Annotated in this window: 14 protein-coding genes, 1 pseudogene and 1 CRISPR repeat array; of the genes and pseudogenes, 9 read left to right on the plus strand and 6 right to left on the minus strand. The window is 61.5% G+C overall.

Going from position 1 to position 17,792, the window contains the following annotated elements:
- Window positions 1–47 precede the first annotated feature (47 nt).
- Window positions 48–965 (minus strand): KPN_02809 family neutral zinc metallopeptidase, encoded by a 918-nt coding sequence (gene ypfJ / locus EK416_RS03660; RefSeq protein WP_127076115.1) that lies wholly within the window; start codon window positions 963–965, stop codon window positions 48–50.
- Entirely contained in the window at window positions 962–2,257 is a 1,296-nt protein-coding gene (locus EK416_RS03665; RefSeq protein WP_245433924.1) for a malonyl-CoA decarboxylase, read from the minus strand. Before EK416_RS03665 ends, ypfJ begins: the two co-directional genes overlap by 4 nt.
- A gap of 290 nt (window positions 2,258–2,547) precedes the next feature.
- On the opposite strand from EK416_RS03665, the gene EK416_RS03670 reads away from it, so the two are divergent.
- Both EK416_RS03670 and EK416_RS03675 read left to right on the plus strand, forming a co-directional pair.
- Window positions 2,548–3,276 carry a GntR family transcriptional regulator gene (locus EK416_RS03670; RefSeq protein ID WP_127076117.1) on the plus strand — a complete coding sequence of 243 codons (729 nt, stop codon included), beginning with the start codon at window positions 2,548–2,550 and terminating at the stop codon, window positions 3,274–3,276.
- A gap of 269 nt (window positions 3,277–3,545) precedes the next feature.
- The gene (locus EK416_RS03675) at window positions 3,546–4,670 is read left to right on the plus strand and encodes a COG3904 family protein (protein WP_127076118.1); all 1,125 of its coding nucleotides are present in this window, start codon (window positions 3,546–3,548) and stop codon (window positions 4,668–4,670) included.
- Window positions 4,671–4,873: 203 nt separating this feature from the next.
- Here EK416_RS03675 and EK416_RS03680 read toward each other — a convergent pair whose 3' ends face one another.
- On the minus strand, window positions 4,874–5,347 hold the full coding sequence (locus EK416_RS03680; RefSeq protein WP_127076119.1) for an EF-hand domain-containing protein: 474 nt from the start codon (window positions 5,345–5,347) through the stop codon (window positions 4,874–4,876).
- A gap of 247 nt (window positions 5,348–5,594) precedes the next feature.
- Here EK416_RS03680 and EK416_RS03685 point away from each other — a divergent pair, with 247 nt between their 5' ends.
- The 6 genes and pseudogenes from EK416_RS03685 to EK416_RS03710 form a co-directional block, all read left to right on the plus strand.
- Window positions 5,595–6,476: a polysaccharide deacetylase family protein gene (locus EK416_RS03685; protein ID WP_164729837.1), complete on the plus strand. Its 882-nt coding sequence runs from the start codon at window positions 5,595–5,597 to the stop codon at window positions 6,474–6,476.
- Window positions 6,477–6,646: 170 nt separating this feature from the next.
- Entirely contained in the window at window positions 6,647–7,519 is an 873-nt protein-coding gene (gene ygfZ / locus EK416_RS03690) for a CAF17-like 4Fe-4S cluster assembly/insertion protein YgfZ (protein WP_127076121.1), read from the plus strand.
- A 5-nt stretch (window positions 7,520–7,524) separates the two neighbouring features.
- Window positions 7,525–8,139, plus strand: coding sequence for a DNA-3-methyladenine glycosylase I (locus tag EK416_RS03695; RefSeq protein ID WP_245433938.1), 615 nt, complete (start codon window positions 7,525–7,527; stop codon window positions 8,137–8,139).
- A 27-nt stretch (window positions 8,140–8,166) separates the two neighbouring features.
- Window positions 8,167–8,844, plus strand: a complete 678-nt coding sequence (locus EK416_RS03700) for an HD domain-containing protein (RefSeq protein ID WP_127076123.1) — start codon at window positions 8,167–8,169, stop codon at window positions 8,842–8,844.
- A complete protein-coding gene (locus EK416_RS03705; RefSeq protein ID WP_127076124.1) occupies window positions 8,834–10,300 on the plus strand; it encodes an FAD-binding oxidoreductase in 1,467 nt (488 codons plus the stop codon). Before EK416_RS03700 ends, EK416_RS03705 begins: the two co-directional genes overlap by 11 nt.
- Window positions 10,301–10,637: 337 nt before the next feature.
- Window positions 10,638–10,796 (plus strand): annotated as a pseudogene (locus EK416_RS03710) (IS5/IS1182 family transposase); the annotation flags it as partial.
- Here EK416_RS03710 and EK416_RS03715 read toward each other — a convergent pair.
- From EK416_RS03715 to EK416_RS03725, 3 genes are all read right to left on the minus strand, one after another.
- Window positions 10,793–13,942 carry an efflux RND transporter permease subunit gene (locus EK416_RS03715; protein WP_127076126.1) on the minus strand — a complete coding sequence of 1,050 codons (3,150 nt, stop codon included), beginning with the start codon at window positions 13,940–13,942 and terminating at the stop codon, window positions 10,793–10,795. The pseudogene EK416_RS03710 and the gene EK416_RS03715 sit on opposite strands and share 4 nt — an antisense overlap.
- A 55-nt stretch (window positions 13,943–13,997) precedes the next feature.
- Window positions 13,998–15,170, minus strand: a complete 1,173-nt coding sequence (locus EK416_RS03720) for an efflux RND transporter periplasmic adaptor subunit (RefSeq protein WP_425376109.1) — start codon at window positions 15,168–15,170, stop codon at window positions 13,998–14,000.
- A gap of 901 nt (window positions 15,171–16,071) precedes the next feature.
- Window positions 16,072–16,406: a CRISPR direct-repeat array (repeat unit 29 nt; unit sequence GTGTTCCCCGCCTGCGCGGGGATGAACCG).
- Between the two features lie 254 nt (window positions 16,407–16,660).
- The gene (locus EK416_RS03725; protein WP_164729838.1) at window positions 16,661–16,909 is read right to left on the minus strand and encodes a BrnA antitoxin family protein; all 249 of its coding nucleotides are present in this window, start codon (window positions 16,907–16,909) and stop codon (window positions 16,661–16,663) included.
- 315 nt (window positions 16,910–17,224) lie between these two features.
- Between EK416_RS03725 and EK416_RS03730 the strand changes: the two genes are divergently transcribed.
- On the plus strand, window positions 17,225–17,485 hold the full coding sequence (locus EK416_RS03730) for a hypothetical protein (protein ID WP_127076127.1): 261 nt from the start codon (window positions 17,225–17,227) through the stop codon (window positions 17,483–17,485).
- Window positions 17,486–17,792 lie beyond the last annotated feature (307 nt).

A 17,792-nucleotide genomic window follows, 5' to 3' on the forward strand; every position in this document is an offset into this window, starting at 1 on the left:
TGTGGCGAGCGCATGACGAAACGGCGCTTGAGCGCCGAACCGTAACGTCAGATCGAGTCGGTGTTGAACGTATCGCAGGCTGCGAGCGAGCCAGTCTGATAGCCGCGTGTGAACCAGCGCGCCCGCTGTTCCGAGGAACCATGCGTGAACGAATCAGGCACGGCATAGCCACGCGTGCTCTTCTGGATGGCGTCGTCGCCGATCGCCTCGGCCGCGCGAAGCGCCGATTCGATATCGCCCGGCTCCAGCGTGTTGTTGAGCTTCGCCGTATGATGCGCCCAGACGCCCGCATAGCAGTCGGCCTGAAGCTCCACGCGCACCTGAATGGCGTTGCGCTGGCCTTCCGAGCCGGCCGCAGCCTGAAGGCGCTGCGCCTGTTGAAGCCTTCCCTGCAGGTTCTGGATGTGATGGCCGATCTCATGCGCGATCACATAGGCTTGCGCGAACTCGCCCGGTGCCCGGAAACGGCGCTTCAACATGTCGAAAAACGACAGGTCGATATAAACCTTGCGGTTTACAGGACAATAGAAAGGCCCCATTTGCGCGCTCGCGATTCCGCAGCCGGACTGTATGCCGTCGCGGAAGAGGACGAGTTTCGGCGGCTGGTAGCGCGCGCCCTGACTCGCGAAAATTTTCGACCAGACGTCTTCCGTATCGCCGAGCACGACGGAAACGAACCGCTTTGCCTGATCGTCCGCAGACGCGCTTTGGGAGGGCGCTCGCGGTGCCTCGCGTGGGATCTGGATGTTTCCGGGGAAGCCACCCTCACCACCTTGCAGGATGACGCGCGGATCGACGCCAAACAGCAGCGCGATGCCGACGATGACGATCACGCCGAGAATGCCGAGTCCGCCGCCCTGCCCGATCTGGATGCCGCCGCCACCTGGAAACGGAAAACCGCCACCGCCGCTCTCATCGCGGCGGTCTTCGACGTTCTCGCTTTCGCGGCGTCCCTGCCATCTCATGAAATTGTCTCGCTTTTACGCTGCACAGGCTTCGCGGTCGGTTCCGGCGCCAGAAGGATGGACTTCACAGCCTTCGACGCGGCCACCTGACCAAGATTCACATAAGCTTCGTGATTACGCTCGATGTCCTTAAGGTCGTATAAATAGTTGACCATGACGCTAAGAGACTCGCGAATTCCCTTCTCCGACGTGTCGCCGAGCCAGTTGATCCGCTCCAGCCGCGCGCCGTTGCCGAGGTGGAAACGCGCCACCGGGTCGATCGGTTTCCCTTTCTTGTCCTTCGCACGCAGATAATAATGCGCGGCGGCGGCAAGGATGGCGGGTTCGAGCGCGTCGAGTTCCTCCTCGCTCTCGCCGAACTGGCCCGCGAGCGCAGCATCGATCAGTTTCCGCTGCGCCGCCGGGAGGTAGGAAAGTTCGGCCTTGTTCGCTTCGAGCCACGACCGGAAAGTCGGCGCCGGCGAAAGCGTGACGAAGGTCTTTAGCGAAGGCTTCTCCTTCTTCAGGTCTTCCGCCACCTGCTTGATGAGGAAGTTGCCGAAGGAAATGCCGCGCAGGCCGTCCTGGCAGTTCGAGATCGAATAGAAGACGGCGACCGATGGCTCGGGATCGTCGCAATCCTCGGCGTCCGAGGCAAGCAGCAGCTGGATCGAGGACGGGATATCCCCGGCGAGCGCAACCTGAACGAAGATCAGCGGCTCGTCGACGAGCGCCGGATGGAAGAACGCGAAGCAGCGGCGGTCGCCCGGGTCGAGCCTGCGCCGCAGATCCTCGAAACCATGGATCTTGTGCACCTTCTCATAGGCGATGAGCTTTTCCAGAATCGATGCGGGGCTCGACCAGGAAAGGTGCGCAAGCATCAGGAAGCCGCGATTGAACCAGGAGGAAAACAGGTGCACGAAATCGCGGTCGACGCCTGCGAGTTCGGGGTTGTCCTTCAGGCGGCGCAGCAAGTCTTCCCGCATGCGCACGAGCGCCGCCGTGCCGCCGGGTGCGAGATTGAGCCTACGGAAAAGTTCCTGCCTTGGCGATTCGACGGCCGCCATGAGCGCTTCGAGCTGACCGATCTCGGGCCGCTCGACATAGGCGACCGCCGCGCGTCGGACGGCCTCAGCGCTCGGGAGAAAATGTCTTGCCAAAAAGACGAAAAAAGCGTCTTTTTCCTTATCCGTCGTCAAGCGGTAGAGGTCGAGGATTCGCCTTGCAAGAGCAACGCCCGAAGCCTCGCCCCTGCTCGAAACCAAAGCCTGGCATAATTCCTCGAATGACTCTTCAGCGTCTGCTCCGATCAAGGATGACAAATCCAGAATTTGCCTGCCCCGGTCCGAAATTTTGCTCAGGATTTCCTGGAAGAAAGAAACATCCATATTCCGGCTGCTTGCCTCGTTGCTTGCGATTGATCAAAGGTCCAGTCTGAGTAGGATGATACCATGAAATTCATGGTCTACGCCCGAAAAGGCGGTTTCGGCTTCTTCTCTGTTCGGATAATCCGGGCTATGGCTTCCTGCCCGGTAAAAATTGCGCCGATCTTTGACGTTGGACGGAAGGATCGTCGAGAGCACGAAACGAAGAGCGAGGTCCTATGAGTTCCCAAGCGGAACGCTTGAGAGCGTTGATCGAGGAGGAAATTCTCTCCTTCCAGCTCAAACCCGGCGACAAACTGGACGAGTGCGGCCTCGCGAAGCGATACGGCACGTCGCGAACGCCGGTCAGGGAGGCGCTTCGTCAACTTTCCGCGAATGGGCTCGTCGAAATCCGGCCTCACAAGGGCGCCATGGTCGCGCGCCTCGGCATCCGCGAACTCGTCGAACTGCTTGAGGTGATGGCGGAGCTTGAGGGCGCTTGCAGACGTCTCGCGGCCAAGTCCTGCCTCAACAGCGATATCGATGCGATGGCGGCTGCGCAGGAAGATTGCCGCCGCTTTGCGGAAGCGCACGACCCGAAAAGCTACGCGCGCGCGAACGAGGTGTTTCACGAGACAATCTATGCGGCGAGCCGCAACAACTATCTCGTCAAGATGACCCTCGGCATCCGCAACCGGATCGGCGCTTACCGGCGTTTGCAGCTCGACCACATCAACCGAATCCTGCCCTCCGTCATGGAGCACGACCGCATCCTCCGCACCATCCGCGACGGGCTTCCGGACGAGACCGACAGGCTGTTGCAGGTGCACATCCTCAACATAGGCGGCGAGCTGCGCCGGATGATCGCGCTCATTTCCGAGGGCGAAAACGCGTTTCCCAGCCGCACACAGATGATGTTCGATGAAGCGGACGCGCTTCACGTTCTGGCAGGCGCGGGCAAGAGATAGCGTCGCCCGTCATTCATCGGCTCTTCGATCATCCCGAACGGGGATGATCGTTTGATGGCGCAGGCGGGATGATCGCGCTCCCGCCGATACTGATGCGAGCGCGAGCTTTGCATCGCAGGCAGCCTGTCGGACAACACCCTACGCTATCAGGTTGTATTTTCTCATTTTTGCATCCTAAGCGTGGGCTGGTGCATTCGCGCAACAGACAAAACTGCTGTGCCCTGATAGAAAAAAAGCCGGTCCCAATTCGATTCAGACGCGGCTTTTGCATGCATCGTCTTCTGGCATCGCTCTTGATCCTCGCCGGGCTTCTGAGCCTTGACGCCCGCGCGGCCAATATCTCTACCGTGACCCAGGATGGCGTCACGAAGGTCATTGTCATTGCCGGCGTTATCGCTCCGGGGGACGCGCAGAAATTTGCCAATATCGCGCTGATGACGGACGACGCCGTCGTCGCGCTGGCAAGCGATGGCGGCGCGTTGAAGGAAGCGCTCAACATAGGCCGCGCAATCCGGCTCAAGGGCTTCTCGACCTATGTCACGGCGAATTCCCGCTGCGCGTCGGCCTGCGCGCTGATCTGGCTCGCGGGCGTGCCGCGCCAGATGGCGTCTACGGCTCGCGTCGGGTTCCATGCCGCCTATTACGATCTGTCCGGCGTGAAGGAAGTCAGCGCATCGGGTAACGCGATCGTCGGCTCTTATCTGAACACGCTCGGGTTGCCGGAGAGGGCGGTGCTGAGCCTCACTTCCGCGCCGCCGACGAGCGTGCGGTGGTTTTCTCCGGCGCAGGTCCGCGGGACCGGAGTCGATGTCACGATCAAGGATCTGGACGGCGCCTCCGAAGGGGGCGTGACGGAGCAGGCCCAGACGCCCAGAACCACCGAGGTTACGAAAGACGTTTCATCGCTTGGTGTCGGTGCCGCCGCCACGCCGGCAGATGTCGAGGCGCAGGCGCGCATTTTCGCCGCGCGTTACCTGACCTACGAAAACGAAGAGGCTGCTCGCTCGCTGGCTCTGATGTCAGATGTCTACGACGACAAGGTTTCGCACTTCGGCAAGATGAAAACCCGGCAGGAAGTTCTGGCCGAGCACGCCCTTTTCGTCACGAAATGGCCGAATCGCAAGCAATCGCTCAAGCAGGGGAGCGTGATCGTCCAGTGCAAGGCGCCGCAGGCGCAATGCTTGGTGGACGCGCTGATCGACTGGGAAGTCGCCAGCGGAAGCACGCGCTCGAAGGGTGTTTCGACATGGCACCTTGTACTCAACCGTCAGTCCGACCGCTTCTCGATCGTTGCCGTCGACGGGAAGGTCATTGAACGACGGAACCTGTCTACGGAGCGCAATCGCGGGCCGTGCTTCCGCTCCTTCTGTCCGTTCGATCTTGCCTTGCGCTGAGAAACGGCGCGACCTCCGGCACGCGAGCCTGAAAGCTGCCCTCTCGGCGAGGGATACGCTGAGGCAAGCGTAATCTTCCCGAATGTCGGCCGCAGGCAGTCGCACTCTGCCGGTGCGTGACCGGGAGTTCGAGGTAACGCTTTCGATAAGGCGTCCATGCCGTGCCGCATCACGGCGCCTTGCTGTCATGACGCGCCGCTGAGTTATCGAGCGCCGGGAATCGCGGGGTTTTCCACTTTAGGCTGTTCGACCGTTGCCGCGCGAAGCTGGTAGGTGTTCAGGCGGCAGGTGTTCTGCTTGTCGAGTTCCACGAAGGCGGGGTTACGACGGTCCACCATGTCGGACTCGGTGACATAGCCCTTGCGTTCCACGTCGTAATATTTGAAGTCGGCTGTCTCGAACAGGCGGTCCACCTTGGCAAGGCGCTTGAACTCCTCCGGCGACAGCTTCCCGTCATGGTTGACGTCCGCATCCTTGAACAACTGGCTGACATAGGCGCGCCACTCATCGCAGGTGACGACGCCGTCGTGGTTCAGATCCCAGGTCGCCGCCGCCCGGATGAACGATCCTTCGACCGAGTCGCTCAGGCCGGCGGGAGACGAACACCCCGCCAGAAGGATCGCGAGCGAGGCGCTGGCGGCCATCAGCCCGAGGCACAATTTTTTGTGATGTGGCATTATCGTCTACCGCTTCCCGTATTATTCCGCGTTGCCCCGAGGCAAAGCTTTGAATTGTGGTGCGAATGGGCCGAAAGAGCCGGTTCCGGCGTTTTTGCCACAATCTCCCGCGCGGACACCCTCGGGCATCACGCCTCAAGACATGCGAAACCAAGATTAAGAAGACTTTGCGGTCGTGTCTTAAGCCGCGCTATAAGCATGCAGGCGAATATGGTTCCGAGTTGCAGGAGCCATGTGTGGTGGGATCATGATTTACAGACATGCGGCCTTTGGGCTGGTCGCACTCCTTTCGCTCGCGGGCGCGGCCAGCGCGGCCGAATGCCCCGCGGGTGCTCTCGGCACGAGTCGAACTCTTGCCATCGATCCGGCGAAGGTGAGCCGGGTCGGCGGCGGCCCGGACTACGGCACGCCCATACTTGCTGATCACGAGGTGATCCTCACCTTCGACGACGGCCCCACCCCCCCATGGACGGGCAAGGTGCTCGATGCGCTCTCGGCTGAATGCGCGAAGGCGACCTTCTTCACCGTCGGTACGATGGCGCGTGCTCATCCGGCGCTGTTGAAGCGCGTGCTTGCCGAGGGGCATACCGTCGGCACACATTCGGAACATCACGCCCACATTCCGAAGCTGCCTTACAAGGCCGCGACAAGCGAAATCTCCGACGGCTTCACGAGCGCCGGAAAGAGCCTCGGCGATCAGGCGGCCGTCGCGCCGTTCTTCCGCTTCCCCTATCTCGAATCGACGCGCGCGACAGAAACCTACGCCGCTGCGACGGGACTCGTGATCTGGAACATCGATTTCCATGCATCGGACTGGGTGAAACAGACGCCGGAGAATCTCGCGCGCCTCGCCATTTCGCGCATAGAACAGAAGAGGCGCGGCATTCTCCTGCTTCACGATATCCACGAACGGACCGCTCTCGCCTTGCCGATCATTTTGCAGGAGCTGAAGGCGCGCGGTTACAAGATCGTGCATGCGGTCCCGGCGCCCGGCGCTCACGTGAATTTCGAGGTCGCCTCGAAGGTGGATCCGTGGATTGCGAAGACGGCACCGCTTCGCAGCAGCCGGGCAAAGGCCACGCCGAAGCTTGAAGGCGGCGCCGTCGAGGACTGGCCCGCACAGCCCTAGATTTCTGTCGGCGTCAACGGCGCCCGATCGAGGGCGGGTTTGCCGATCGTGGACGGCCCTGCGCAGGCGCGCCGCTCACGGTTTGGCGAGCCTCGGCATGAAGAACATGGCGGGAACACCAATCGGTGTTATGATCCGGCCACCGCTTCTGTCATGGCGAGGTTCTCTGCATGCCCTCCACACTTCTGCCCGGTCGCGCCGTTCTCAAGGTCACGGGCGATGATCATGTGCCGTTCCTTCACGGTCTGATCACGAACGATATCGAGGATCTCGGAAACGACGAGGCGCGCTTCGCAGCTCTGCTTTCACCGCAAGGCAAGATCCTCTTTGACTTTTTCGTCGTCCGCCATGGCGACACGCACTTCATCGACGCGCCGAAAGGACAAGCCGATGCGCTTGTCAAGCGGCTGACCATGTACAAGCTTCGCGCCAAAGTGGATGTTGCCGATGTGTCTGAAAAGACGGCGGCGGGCGCGGTCTGGGGCGAGGACGCAGCCGCGTGGGCGAAGGCGAACGGCGGGCTTGCCTATGCCGATCCGCGCCTTCCTGAGCTTGGCAGCCGCGTCCTGATTTCCGCCACGGCAACCCCTGCCGTGAATGCGACGCCCGAAGATTACGCCGCCCATCGCATCGCGCTCGCCGTGCCCGAAGGCGGCGCGGACTATGCCTTCGGCGACGCCTTTCCGCACGAGGCCTGCTTCGATTTTCTTCACGGTGTCGATTTCAGGAAAGGCTGTTTCGTGGGGCAGGAAGTCGTCTCGCGCATGCAGCACCGCGGCACGGCACGCACCCGCGTTCTCTCCGTGGCTTCATCCGCGGACCTGCCGGAAGGCGGCGCCGATATCGTGGCGGGCGGGTTCCCGGTCGGGCGCCTCGGTTCTGTCGATGGTGCGCGAGGCGTTGCGTTGGCGCGAATCGACCGCGTCCGCGACGCCTTGGCGAAACGGCTCGCGCTGACAGTCGGTGCGGCGGACGTCGATCTCACCGTGCCGGGCTGGGCGACATATTCGCTGGAGCCGGAACCTGCCGGAGATGCGGCGTGAGCGGCGTGGATGCCGCGCCCGCGGTGTTGCAGCCTGTCCGCTGCGGCTGGGTAAACGCGGAAAACGCGCTCTACGTGCGCTATCACGACGAGGAATGGGGCGTGCCGAAGACGAGCGACCGCGCGTTTTTCGAAAAACTCATCCTCGAAGGGTTTCAGTCCGGCCTGTCGTGGATCACGATCCTGCGCAAACGCGAGAATTTCCGCGCCGCCTTCGACGGTTTCGATCCCGAGAAGGTCGCCCGTTACGACGTGGCAAAGGTGGCGGCCCTTTCGGGCGATGCGGGAATCGTACGCCATCGCGGCAAGATCGAGGCCGCCATCGCCAATGCGCGCGCCTGCCTCGACCTGCAACAGAGCCAGTCGCTCGCCTCGTTTTTTTGGGGCTTCGTCGACGGGACGGCCATTCAGAACCGCTTCACCGCCATTTCCGAGGTGCCCGCGCAGACGCCGCTCAGTGCCGCGATCTCGAAGGAACTGAAGCGCCGCGGCTTCCGCTTCTGCGGACCGACGACCGTTTATTCCCTCATGCAGGCGACGGGGCTCGTCAACGACCACATCACATCCTGCCATTGCCACGATCCTTGCGCCGCTTTGGGTCGACCCGAAATTCTGGCATAAAGGCGCTGTCCTCGAAAAGGATTCGCGATGCAGCAAAAACTCGCTCCTCAGCCGCTCGTCGTGCACCGCCAGAGCCGAGCATGGCAGCGCATGCTTTCGGGCCGCCGCCTCGACCTGCTCGACCCGTCGCCGCTCGACATCGAGATTGGCGACATCGCGCACGGACTGGCCCGCGTCGCCCGCTGGAACGGGCAGACGAAGGGTGCGCATGCCTTCTCGGTCGCGCAGCATTGCGTGCTGGTGGAACAGGTGGCGGCCCTCATCAAGCCTGCCGCCGGGCCGCATTTCCGCATGGCCGCACTGCTACACGACGCGCCGGAATATGTCGTGGGCGACCTCATCAGCCCGTTCAAGGCCGCGATGGGCAAGACCTACAAGGCTTTCGAACTGCGCATCCAGCGCGCGGTGCATATCCGCTTCGGCCTGCCGCCCGAGCTTGCGCCGGGCGCCACGCAGACCATCAAGCGCGCCGACAAGATCGCGGCGTTTTTCGAGGCGACCGAGCTTGCGGGCTTCGCTGTGGCCGATGCGCGCGCGTGCTTCGGCGACCCGGACGCGCTCGGCATCGACTGGCCCGTCGCGCTGCGCCATCCCGAACCGCTGGACGCCTCGGCGGCGCAGGCGGCCTTCCTTGCTCGGTTCGAGGCGCTCGAAGCGGAAAGACGGACCGTGGGCGGATCGAAAGGCGGCGCGCGTGCACCCTGACCTGAAGCCGCTGACGGCTGGCCTCGCCGCCAAGTTCGCCGCGCTTGCCGGGCCGCATGGCGCGCTGGAAGCGCCGTCGGAAATCGCGCCCTATACGCAGGAGCCGCGCGGCCTTTATCACGGCGCATCGCCGCTGGTGCTGCGTCCGGCGACCGTAGAGCAGGTCACCGCCATCCTTCATCTCGCCCATGAAGAACGGATTGCGATCGTGCCGCAGGGCGGCAACACGGGGCTCGTCGGCGGACAGGTGCCGTTCGGCGGCGAAATCATTCTGAGCCTTTCGCGCCTGAACCGCATCCGCGATATCGACGCGGCGGGCAACACGCTCACCGTCGAGGCCGGCGCGACGCTCGCCGCCGTGCAGGAAGCCGCCGCCAGCGCGGGGCGCCTGTTTCCCTTGAGCCTCGGCTCGGAAGGTTCCTGCCAGATCGGCGGCAACATCGCGTCGAACGCCGGTGGCGTGCATGTGCTGCGCTACGGCAATACGCGCGATCTCGTGCTCGGCCTCGAAGCGGTCTTGCCCGGCGGCGCGGTGATCCACGGGCTGAAGGCGCTTCGCAAGGACAACACGGGCTACGATCTGAAAAGCCTGCTCGTCGGCTCGGAAGGCACGCTGGCCGTGATCACGGCGGCGACGCTGAAGCTGTTCCCGCAGCCATCCGAGGTTGCGACCGCTTTCGTCGGCCTCCCCTCGCTCGATGCGGCGGGCGCGTTTTTCAGCCGTGCGAGCGAAGGCGCGGGGCCGCTCCTCACCGCGTTCGAACTGATCCCGCGCGCGATCCTCGATTTCGTCTTCCGCCATCTGCCGCAGCATCGCGACCCGCTGGCCGCGCGCTTTCCCTGGTATGCGTTGGTCGAGATTTCGTCGCCGCTGGGCGACGGCATCGCGGATCGCGCGGCGCTCTCCATCCTCGAAGCGGCGATGGAAGCGGGTATCGTCGCCGACGCCGCCCTCGCCGCGTCCCAAGCGCAGGCGCGCGACTTCTGGCGGCTGCGCGAGGCCATCGTCGAGGCGCAGAAATTCGAGGGCGGCAGCATCAAGCACGACGTGTCCGTGCCGGTCGCACGCATCCCTGCCTTCATCGCCGAAGCGACCGCCGCCGTCGAAGCGCTCGTGCCCGGCGCGCGGCCCGTGCCGTTCGGCCATTTCGGCGACGGCAACATCCATTTCAACGTGAGCCAGCCCGTGGGCGGCGACGCGGGCACGGACAAGGAGGCGCGGAAGGCCGCCTACCTCGCGCGCTGGGACGAAATGCAGGCGCTGGTCCACGGCATCGTGCTGAAATACGGCGGCTCGATCAGCGCCGAGCACGGCATCGGCCGCATGAAGGCCGACGCGCTGGCCGCGATCAAATCCCCCGCCGAGATGGCGCTGCTGCGAGGGATAAAGGCGGCGTTCGATCCGCGTGGTGTGATGAACCCGGGGAAGGTTTTGGTTGGGTGTAAAGGCAGCTAACGGCCGAAGATATCACGCCTCAACTCAGCATAAACGTTCATTCCGGGTTTGATCAGTGGCGCCAATGTGTTTCGGGCGAAGGACATCTGATCGTTACCTGACCAAACAAGTCCAAGGATACGTTTCGTCCGTGGGCCTGCCTCGGTGAGTTTCAACGCGACCGGCAGGCCGGCCGCTCGGCCGAGGACATGCTGGACGAGGTCAAGGCCGGCGCGATCCCGCTCGCAGACCGCGCCTATGACAGCGACGGTTTGCGCCATGCCCTCGAACAGCGCGGCGCGTGGGGCAACATCAGCCTCATGCCGAACCGGAAGAAGCGCACGGCGTTCTCGGCCTGGCTTACCGCCAGAGAAATGTCGTCGAGCGCTTCTTCAACAAACTCAAACACTTCCGCGCCGTTGCAACCCGGTACGACAAGCGCGACGATAGTTTCCTCGCATCCGTCAAGCTTGCGTCAGTCCGGGGCTGGCTGCGAAGTTATGAGTCGGTGACCTAAAGGGGAGCAGTGGTCTCGCTTTCTGAATGACGCGGTTGTTCAGCTCTCGCGATGTGCTTGCGACCGAGTAAACGCATCACGACCACGAAGAAGATCGGAACCCAGAACACCGCTAGTACCGTTGCCGTAACCATACCGCCGAATACGCCCGTTCCGAGAGCATGCTGGCTCTTGGCGCTCGCCCCGCCTGCGATAACGAGCGGTACGACCCCGAGGATGAAGGCGAAAGACGTCATGAGAATCGGCCGGAAGCGGAGATAGGCGGCCTCAATCGTCGCATCCTCCAGAGGTCTTCCGCGAGCCAGCAAATCTTTCGCAAATTCGATGATCAGGATGGCGTTCTTGGCTGACAGCCCGATGATGGTGACAAGGCCAACGGTGAAGAAGACGTCGTTCGGCAAGCCTCTGATATTTGCGGCGGCGACGGACCCCACGACCCCGAGCGGGACAACCAGCATCACGGCCAACGGAATGGACCAGCTCTCGTAAAGCGCAGCGAGGCAGAGGAAGACGAACAGGATCGACAAGGCGAGAAGGAAACTGGCCTGATTGCCCGCGAGCTTCTCCTGATAGGATTGTCCGGCCCATTCGTAGCCGAAACCGGAGGGCAGAAGTCGCGCGAGCCGTTCCATCTCGGCGATGGCGTCGCCGCTGCTGTAGCCCTGAGCGGGCTCGCCGGTGAGACGAATGGCAGGATACCCGTTGTAGCCGACGATCTGCGTTGGTGCCAGCGTCCAGGATATTCTCGCGAAGGACGAAAACGGCACCATCTCGCCGGCGCTGTTCCTCACGCTGTATGTGAGCAGATCCTCGGGTTTTGTGCGCGTCTCCTCGCTTGCCTGCACAATCACGCGCTGCATGCGGCCGCGGTTCGGGAAATCGTTGATGTAGTTCGATCCGAGATGGGTCGAAAGGGTCGCATTGATGTCAAGGAAGGTCACGCCGAGCGCAGCGGCCTTCTCCCGGTTGATGTCAAGCCTGATTTGTGGAGCGGGCGGGAGCCCTTCGACCGAAACATTCGACAATACCGGCGACTTCTCCGCTGCGGCAATGAGCGTGTCCTTCGCCGCCATCAGCGCCTCGTAACCGCGCTGGCCACGGTCCTGAAGGCGAAAGCTGAATCCGCTCGTCGTTCCGAGATTGTCGATGGGCGGCGGGGCGAGTGCCGAGACCTGCGCATCGCGGATCGCCCTGAAGGCGGCGTCACTCTTTTCAATCAGCGCGTCGGCGGTTTCGTCCGGCCCGCGCTTCGACCAATCTTTCAGCGTGACGAAGGCTTGCGCCGTCATCGGCCCATGGCCAAAGAAGCTGTAGCCGGTGATGAAGGTCACATCGTCGATGCCGGGTGTTTTTGCGAGTTGCCCTTCGACTGTTTTGACGACGTCGAGCGTTCGACTCGCGCTGGCTTCCGAAGGCCCAAGCACATCAACCATGATGAAGCCCTGATCGTCGATCGGGACGAAGCCGCCCGGCATCTTCCAGAGCGCATAGCCAACGCCCACCACAAGCGCGAGATAGACAATCATGAAGCGCACGCTTCGCGCGATCATCCAGCGGGTGATTTTCGTATAGCGGGACGTCGTCGCATCGAGGCGTCTGTTGAACCAGGCAAAAAAGCCGCGTCTTGGATGGCCGTGCCCTTTCTCCACCGGCTTCAGCATCGTGGCGCACAAGGCGGGCGTGAGCGAGAGCGCGAGAAACGCTGAGAAGGCGATCGATACCACAATAGAAGCGGAGAACTGCCGGTACATAAGGCCCGCCGAACCCGGAAAAAACGCCATCGGCACGAACACGGCGGTCAGCACCAGCGTGATGCCGATGACCGCGCCGCTGATCTGGCCCATGGCCTTGATCGTCGCCTCCTTCGGTGGAAGTCCCTCCTCGTCCATGATGCGTTCAACGTTCTCCACCACGACGATTGCGTCGTCCACGAGGATGCCAATGGCGAGCACCATCCCGAACATGGTGAGCACGTTGATGGAAAGACCCATCGCCAGCAAAACGGCGCAGGTGCCGAGCAACGCGATAGGGACCACGAGCGTCGGGATGATCGTGTAGCGGATGTTCTGAAGGAACAGGAACATCACCAGGAACACGAGCAGGACTGCTTCGCCGAGCGTCAGCAACACCTTCTTGACGGACGCCTCTATGACTGGCGTCACGTCATATGAAATCTCGTAGCTCACGCCCGGCGGAAAATATGTGGCCAGCTCTGCCATTTTAGCGCGGACGGCGATGGCGGTGGCGAGCGCGTTTCCGGTGGGTGCAAGCTGAACCGCGATTGCAGCCGCAGGGCGGCCATTCAGCCGCGTGGTGAAGCCATAGGACAAGCCGCCGACTTCGATACGCGCAACGTCGCGCAGCCTGACCGTGGCGCCGTTCGGATTGGCGCGAAGCACAATATCGCCGAACTCGTCAGGGGATGCGAGTTGCCCTTTGACGAGGACCATGTTCTGAATCCGCTGCTCGGGCGGCGCGGGCGCAACGCCAAGAGAGCCGGACGCGACCTGCGCATTCTGCGCCTCGATGGCTTCGTCCACGTCCCGTGCCGTCAGATTGAGGCCGAGCAGCTTGTCCGGGTCGAGCCAGATCCGCATCGCCCGCTCGGTGGAGAACAGGCGCGCGCGCCCGACACCTTCCAGACGTCTCAGCTCCTGCAGCACATAGCGCGTTGCAATATCGCCAAGCGCAATCTCGTCGAGTTTGCCGTCCTTGGAGGTCAGGGTCACGAACTGCAGAATGGCGCTGCTCGCCTCCAGGATCGATATGCCTTCTTCGCGGACGACTTCGGGGAGTCTCGGCTCGATACGCTTGATGCGGTTTTGCACATCGACCGAGGCGAGCGTGATGTCGGTGCCCGGCTTGAAGTAGGCGAGAATTTCCACTTCGCCGGTCGTGTCGCTCGTGGACTCGTAGCTCAGGATGTTGGTAGCGCCGTTCAATTCCTCTTCGATCAGGCGGGTCACGCTGAAATACAGGTTTTGCGTCGAGGCGCCGGGGTAGGACGTGGTGATCGAGATCGAAGGCGGCGCGATGATCGGATATTGTGCAACCGGAAGAAAGGGAAGCGACAGCATGCCTGCGAGGCATATGAAAATCGCAACAACCCAGGCGAAAATCGGACGGGCGATAAAGAAGCTCGACATCGGCTGCACGCCAACAGAAGTGGCGGTTCGGGAGCAGTAGAGGCGGCCTCGCCGGTTATCGGGTCGCGGCTTGAGTGATCGGGCGCTCGCTCCAGGGCACCGGCTTGACGCGTTCTCCCGGAGTGAACTTCTGGAAGCCATCGACGACAATTCTGTATCCCGGCTTCAGTCCGTCCTCGATGGTGACCCGCCCGCCGATCGTCCTGCCAACGCGCACAGGCTGAAGGATGGCGCGGTCGCTGTCGTTGACAACGAAAACGGCGCTCACACCGGAGTCTGTGCGTTGCACGGCTTGCGCCGGTACGGCAATGCCGTCGATGTCGATCGCTTCCTCAATAACCACTCGCACATACATCCCCGGAAGAAGTTCTGATTTCGGATTGGAGAATTCGCCTCTCAGCATCACCTTTGCGGTGCCGGGATCTACGGTTACGTCCGAAAACAGGAGACGGCCGGGGAATGCATAGGCCGAGCCGTCATCGAATAGCAGGCGCACGCTCGCCGTGTCAGGCGACACGCGTCTGAGGTTCCCATCGGAAAGGGCTCGTTTCATGTCGTTGACTTCGGTCACGGACTGGGTGAAGTCGGCATAAATGGGATCGAGTTGCTGGATCGTCGCCATATGCGTGGCTTCGGTTCGGCCCACGAGTGCCCCCTCCGTAACAAGCGCGCGACCGATGCGCCCGGCAATCGGCGCGCGGACTGTTGCATAGTCGAGGTTGAGCTTGGCCTGTTCTACGGCCGCTTTCTGTGCGGCCACCTCTGCTTCCGCCTGTTGCCTCGCGGCAAGAGCGAGATCGTATTGCGCCTGGGTGGTCGTCTGGCCGGTCAGAAGCGTTTTCAGGCGTCCTTCCTGCCGCGTCGTCTGCTGGGCGACGGCCTGGGCCTTGGCCAGAGCGGCTTCCGCGCGGTCGAGTTCGACCTGAAACGGCGCGGGATCGATACGGTAGAGCACTGCGTTGGCCTTCACCAAGCTGCCCTGCTGAAAGGTTCGCTCGATGACGATACCGCCGACTCGCGGACGCACCTCAGCGACGCGGGTTGGTGTAATCCGCCCGGGGAGATCCTTCGTGAGCGTGATTGGCGCCTCCGTCACGGTCAACACGCCGACCTCGGGCGGGAGGGCTGTGTTTGATGTCGTCGTTTTTTCCTCGGCGCAAGCACCAAGGACCAACGCAACGGCGGCAATAGCGAGCAACGGCGGCCGCAAGCCGAAGCGCGGACGCAACTGAAGGCCATTATGTAGGTGATAGCGCAAGCTTAAGTCTCAATCGACGACATTGTTTATTCGACTCATCGGCTAAGATGACGATGCGGTATCGAAGATTATTATGGGTTTATTGAACGGACTGCGCGCTAAACAGCGATAATTTTCGACGAAACGAAAATCCCCGTTTAGAGGGCGGCGTTTTTCGACAGAGGCGTTTTTCGGCAGAAATGAGTTCGAGCAGGCGCTCGCACGACGCCGTATGACTGGAACACGCTCAGATACGGATCAACCGCACGCGGTGCACCCGACGAACAACAAACCGCACTAACCCCGTGCACCTGAGAGCTGTTTCGCAATATTCGGCTTTTTGCTGAACATACCGCAGTTCGCGGTGGAGAGCCGTCCACAGTACGACCCGGTTCGCGCTTTGCTCGCACCAGAGTTTCCGCGCGTCGAAGAAGCCGTTCCCGCCCCTGACGATGCCCACGAAGAATGCCGTTGATACCACCGTTTGATACTCCGGCGGCAAATCAAGTCATTGATTTTGCTGTTGTATCTGCAGGAACCGACACCTGAAAAAATGTTGGCGCACCCGACAGGACTGAACTAACGCTTTAAATTCAAGTGCTTAACTAAAAAGTGGGACAAATCCCGATTATGAAAATGCTACACTTTATTTAAACTTGTCCCACGGGCAAACGCGTCGTCGCCTCATAAATTTTCCTTTAAATGGAGCTCGAAAACTCACAAGCAGCGCATGAGGCAAATGACGAATCGCATTACGTGTGAGAGTTGACCAAATTTGACGTCCAGCCTTGAATAGCTAGCCTTTTGGAGCCTGCGGAACGAAGCAGGAACTTCGGTGGCGCTCTTTGACATGGTGATTTTTTCGACCGATCAATCCGTTACGCGGAAGATAGTGTTCCCCGCCTGCGCGGGGATGAACCGGTGGTCACCGGCCTGCTTCTTCGTGAACTCACGTGTTCCCCGCCTGCGCGGGGATGAACCGAGTACAAACGTTACAATCGAAATACGGGGACCGTGTTCCCCGCCTGCGCGGGGATGAACCGGTTTCGCCTGGTTCAGCGCGAGAGCCATATCCGTGTTCCCCGCCTGCGCGGGGATGAACCGCTGACGCCTTCGCGCCGCAGTCGCCGATGGGAGTGTTCCCCGCCTGCGCGGGGATGAACCGGCCGCGCTTGCATCTGACATCAAGGACATCTTGTGTTCCCCGCCTGCGCGGGGATGAACCGGTTCTCTCTTTGGACTGTGGCTCGCTCAACAGGTGTTCCCCGCCTGCGCGGGATGAACCGGGGCGCACGCGCTATGAGGCGCTTCAGCAGAAGAGTTCCCCGCCTGCGCGGGGATGAACCGCTTATGAAACGTGCGGGCATCGCTTGGGTAGTGTGTTCCCCGCCCACGCGGGGATGAACCGACAGACATGGAAAGGCGCTTCACCTCTGTCTTCTGCATTGAAAGTCCTGGTGTAGAGGCGGCTTAAGCCGCCTCTACACCGCCGCTCGCCGCAGTACTTCATTGATCCGCGTTTGCCATCCCGGCCCGGTAGCGCGAAACTTTTCAACAACATCGCGGTCGAGCCGAAGCGAAACAGCCACCTTTGGATTATCGGCTTTAGGTCGACCTCCAACGTTCTTGCGCATCTTTTCGACTAAGGCTGGAAATGCTTCAGTAAAAGGCTTCGCCTTGGCGAATTCTTCGCTCGTCCATTCGGGGTTATCTGGATCGCTCGCAATCATCTGCTGAATACGAGCCTATTCCGCGTCAGAGTGGTGTTTCTTGCTCATACAGCATCCTTTCCTGACGGCTGGCAGGAGCCATCGATATGACCGAAACACCTTTCGAGCCAGCTTGGGCTGCCTTCATTTGCTCCGTATAAGTTCATCCCGCGTGGGCGGGGAGTACGTAACCAATGGAAGGCGTTTCATCTCGAAGACTGGTTCATCCCCGGACCTACGAGGAACGGTAGTGGCACTTCAAAATTCTCCGTCAGCTTGACATAGGGCAACGCTTCTACAGTGCTTCTATATACTTAGACAAGCGAGGGCGAAAAAATGGCGCACGCTACGGAATTTTACAGCAGGGCAAAGGGGGTTTTAGGAGAAAACGAGGATTCGTATCGCCTGGTTTTCCCAGATGATGGCGCGCCAGCCTTTGTCGAACACGAGTGGTTCTACCACGACCCTTACAATGCCGGTCCTACAGAATCCGACAGCGCGCGAATAGCGATTCAGGACTTCTTCTCCGCCGATCACCCCCGCGAAGCGAAAGAGAGGCTGCGCGGGTTATTACGGGCTCTTGAAAAGAGGATGTGAAACGGGCGCTTCAAAGGCTCTGGGCCCTCAGCCCCGCCGCGGCGTAAGAAGCGGCAGCGCTAACGCTGCCACCATCCCTTCCTGCCCCCCTCAATGATGCGGTCAAGCCGATCGGCGAGGCGATTGATCGCCTCGGTAAGAGGTTCCCCGCCTGCGCGGGGATGAACCGGTGCCCTGACGACGTATTTCAAACTCGCTATCGTGTTCCCCGCCTCCGCGGGGATAACCGGTGCTTCTACACGAAGCGTTCTTTTAACATCTCTCGGCTAGCAAGTGCAGAAAAGCGCCGTTATGTTTTCGAAAAGAT

The organism is Rhodomicrobium lacus, assembly GCF_003992725.1.
Taxonomy (GTDB): Bacteria; Pseudomonadota; Alphaproteobacteria; order Rhizobiales; family Rhodomicrobiaceae; genus Rhodomicrobium; species Rhodomicrobium lacus.

What these genes read in the sequence shown, in the direction of transcription:
- ypfJ (WP_127076115.1), bottom strand. Translation starts at nt 965, where the DNA reads ATGAGATGGCAGGGACGCCGCGAAAGCGAGAACGTCGAAGACCGCCGC.
- ygfZ (WP_127076121.1), top strand. Translation starts at nt 6,647, where the DNA reads ATGCCCTCCACACTTCTGCCCGGTCGCGCCGTTCTCAAGGTCACGGGC.
- EK416_RS03730 (WP_127076127.1), top strand. Translation starts at nt 17,225, where the DNA reads ATGGCGCACGCTACGGAATTTTACAGCAGGGCAAAGGGGGTTTTAGGA.
- EK416_RS03680 (WP_127076119.1), bottom strand. Translation starts at nt 5,347, where the DNA reads ATGCCACATCACAAAAAATTGTGCCTCGGGCTGATGGCCGCCAGCGCC.
- EK416_RS03685 (WP_164729837.1), top strand. Translation starts at nt 5,595, where the DNA reads ATGATTTACAGACATGCGGCCTTTGGGCTGGTCGCACTCCTTTCGCTC.
- EK416_RS03725 (WP_164729838.1), bottom strand. Translation starts at nt 16,909, where the DNA reads ATGATTGCGAGCGATCCAGATAACCCCGAATGGACGAGCGAAGAATTC.
- EK416_RS03670 (WP_127076117.1), top strand. Translation starts at nt 2,548, where the DNA reads ATGAGTTCCCAAGCGGAACGCTTGAGAGCGTTGATCGAGGAGGAAATT.
- EK416_RS03715 (WP_127076126.1), bottom strand. Translation starts at nt 13,942, where the DNA reads ATGTCGAGCTTCTTTATCGCCCGTCCGATTTTCGCCTGGGTTGTTGCG.
- EK416_RS03675 (WP_127076118.1), top strand. Translation starts at nt 3,546, where the DNA reads ATGCATCGTCTTCTGGCATCGCTCTTGATCCTCGCCGGGCTTCTGAGC.
- EK416_RS03700 (WP_127076123.1), top strand. Translation starts at nt 8,167, where the DNA reads ATGCAGCAAAAACTCGCTCCTCAGCCGCTCGTCGTGCACCGCCAGAGC.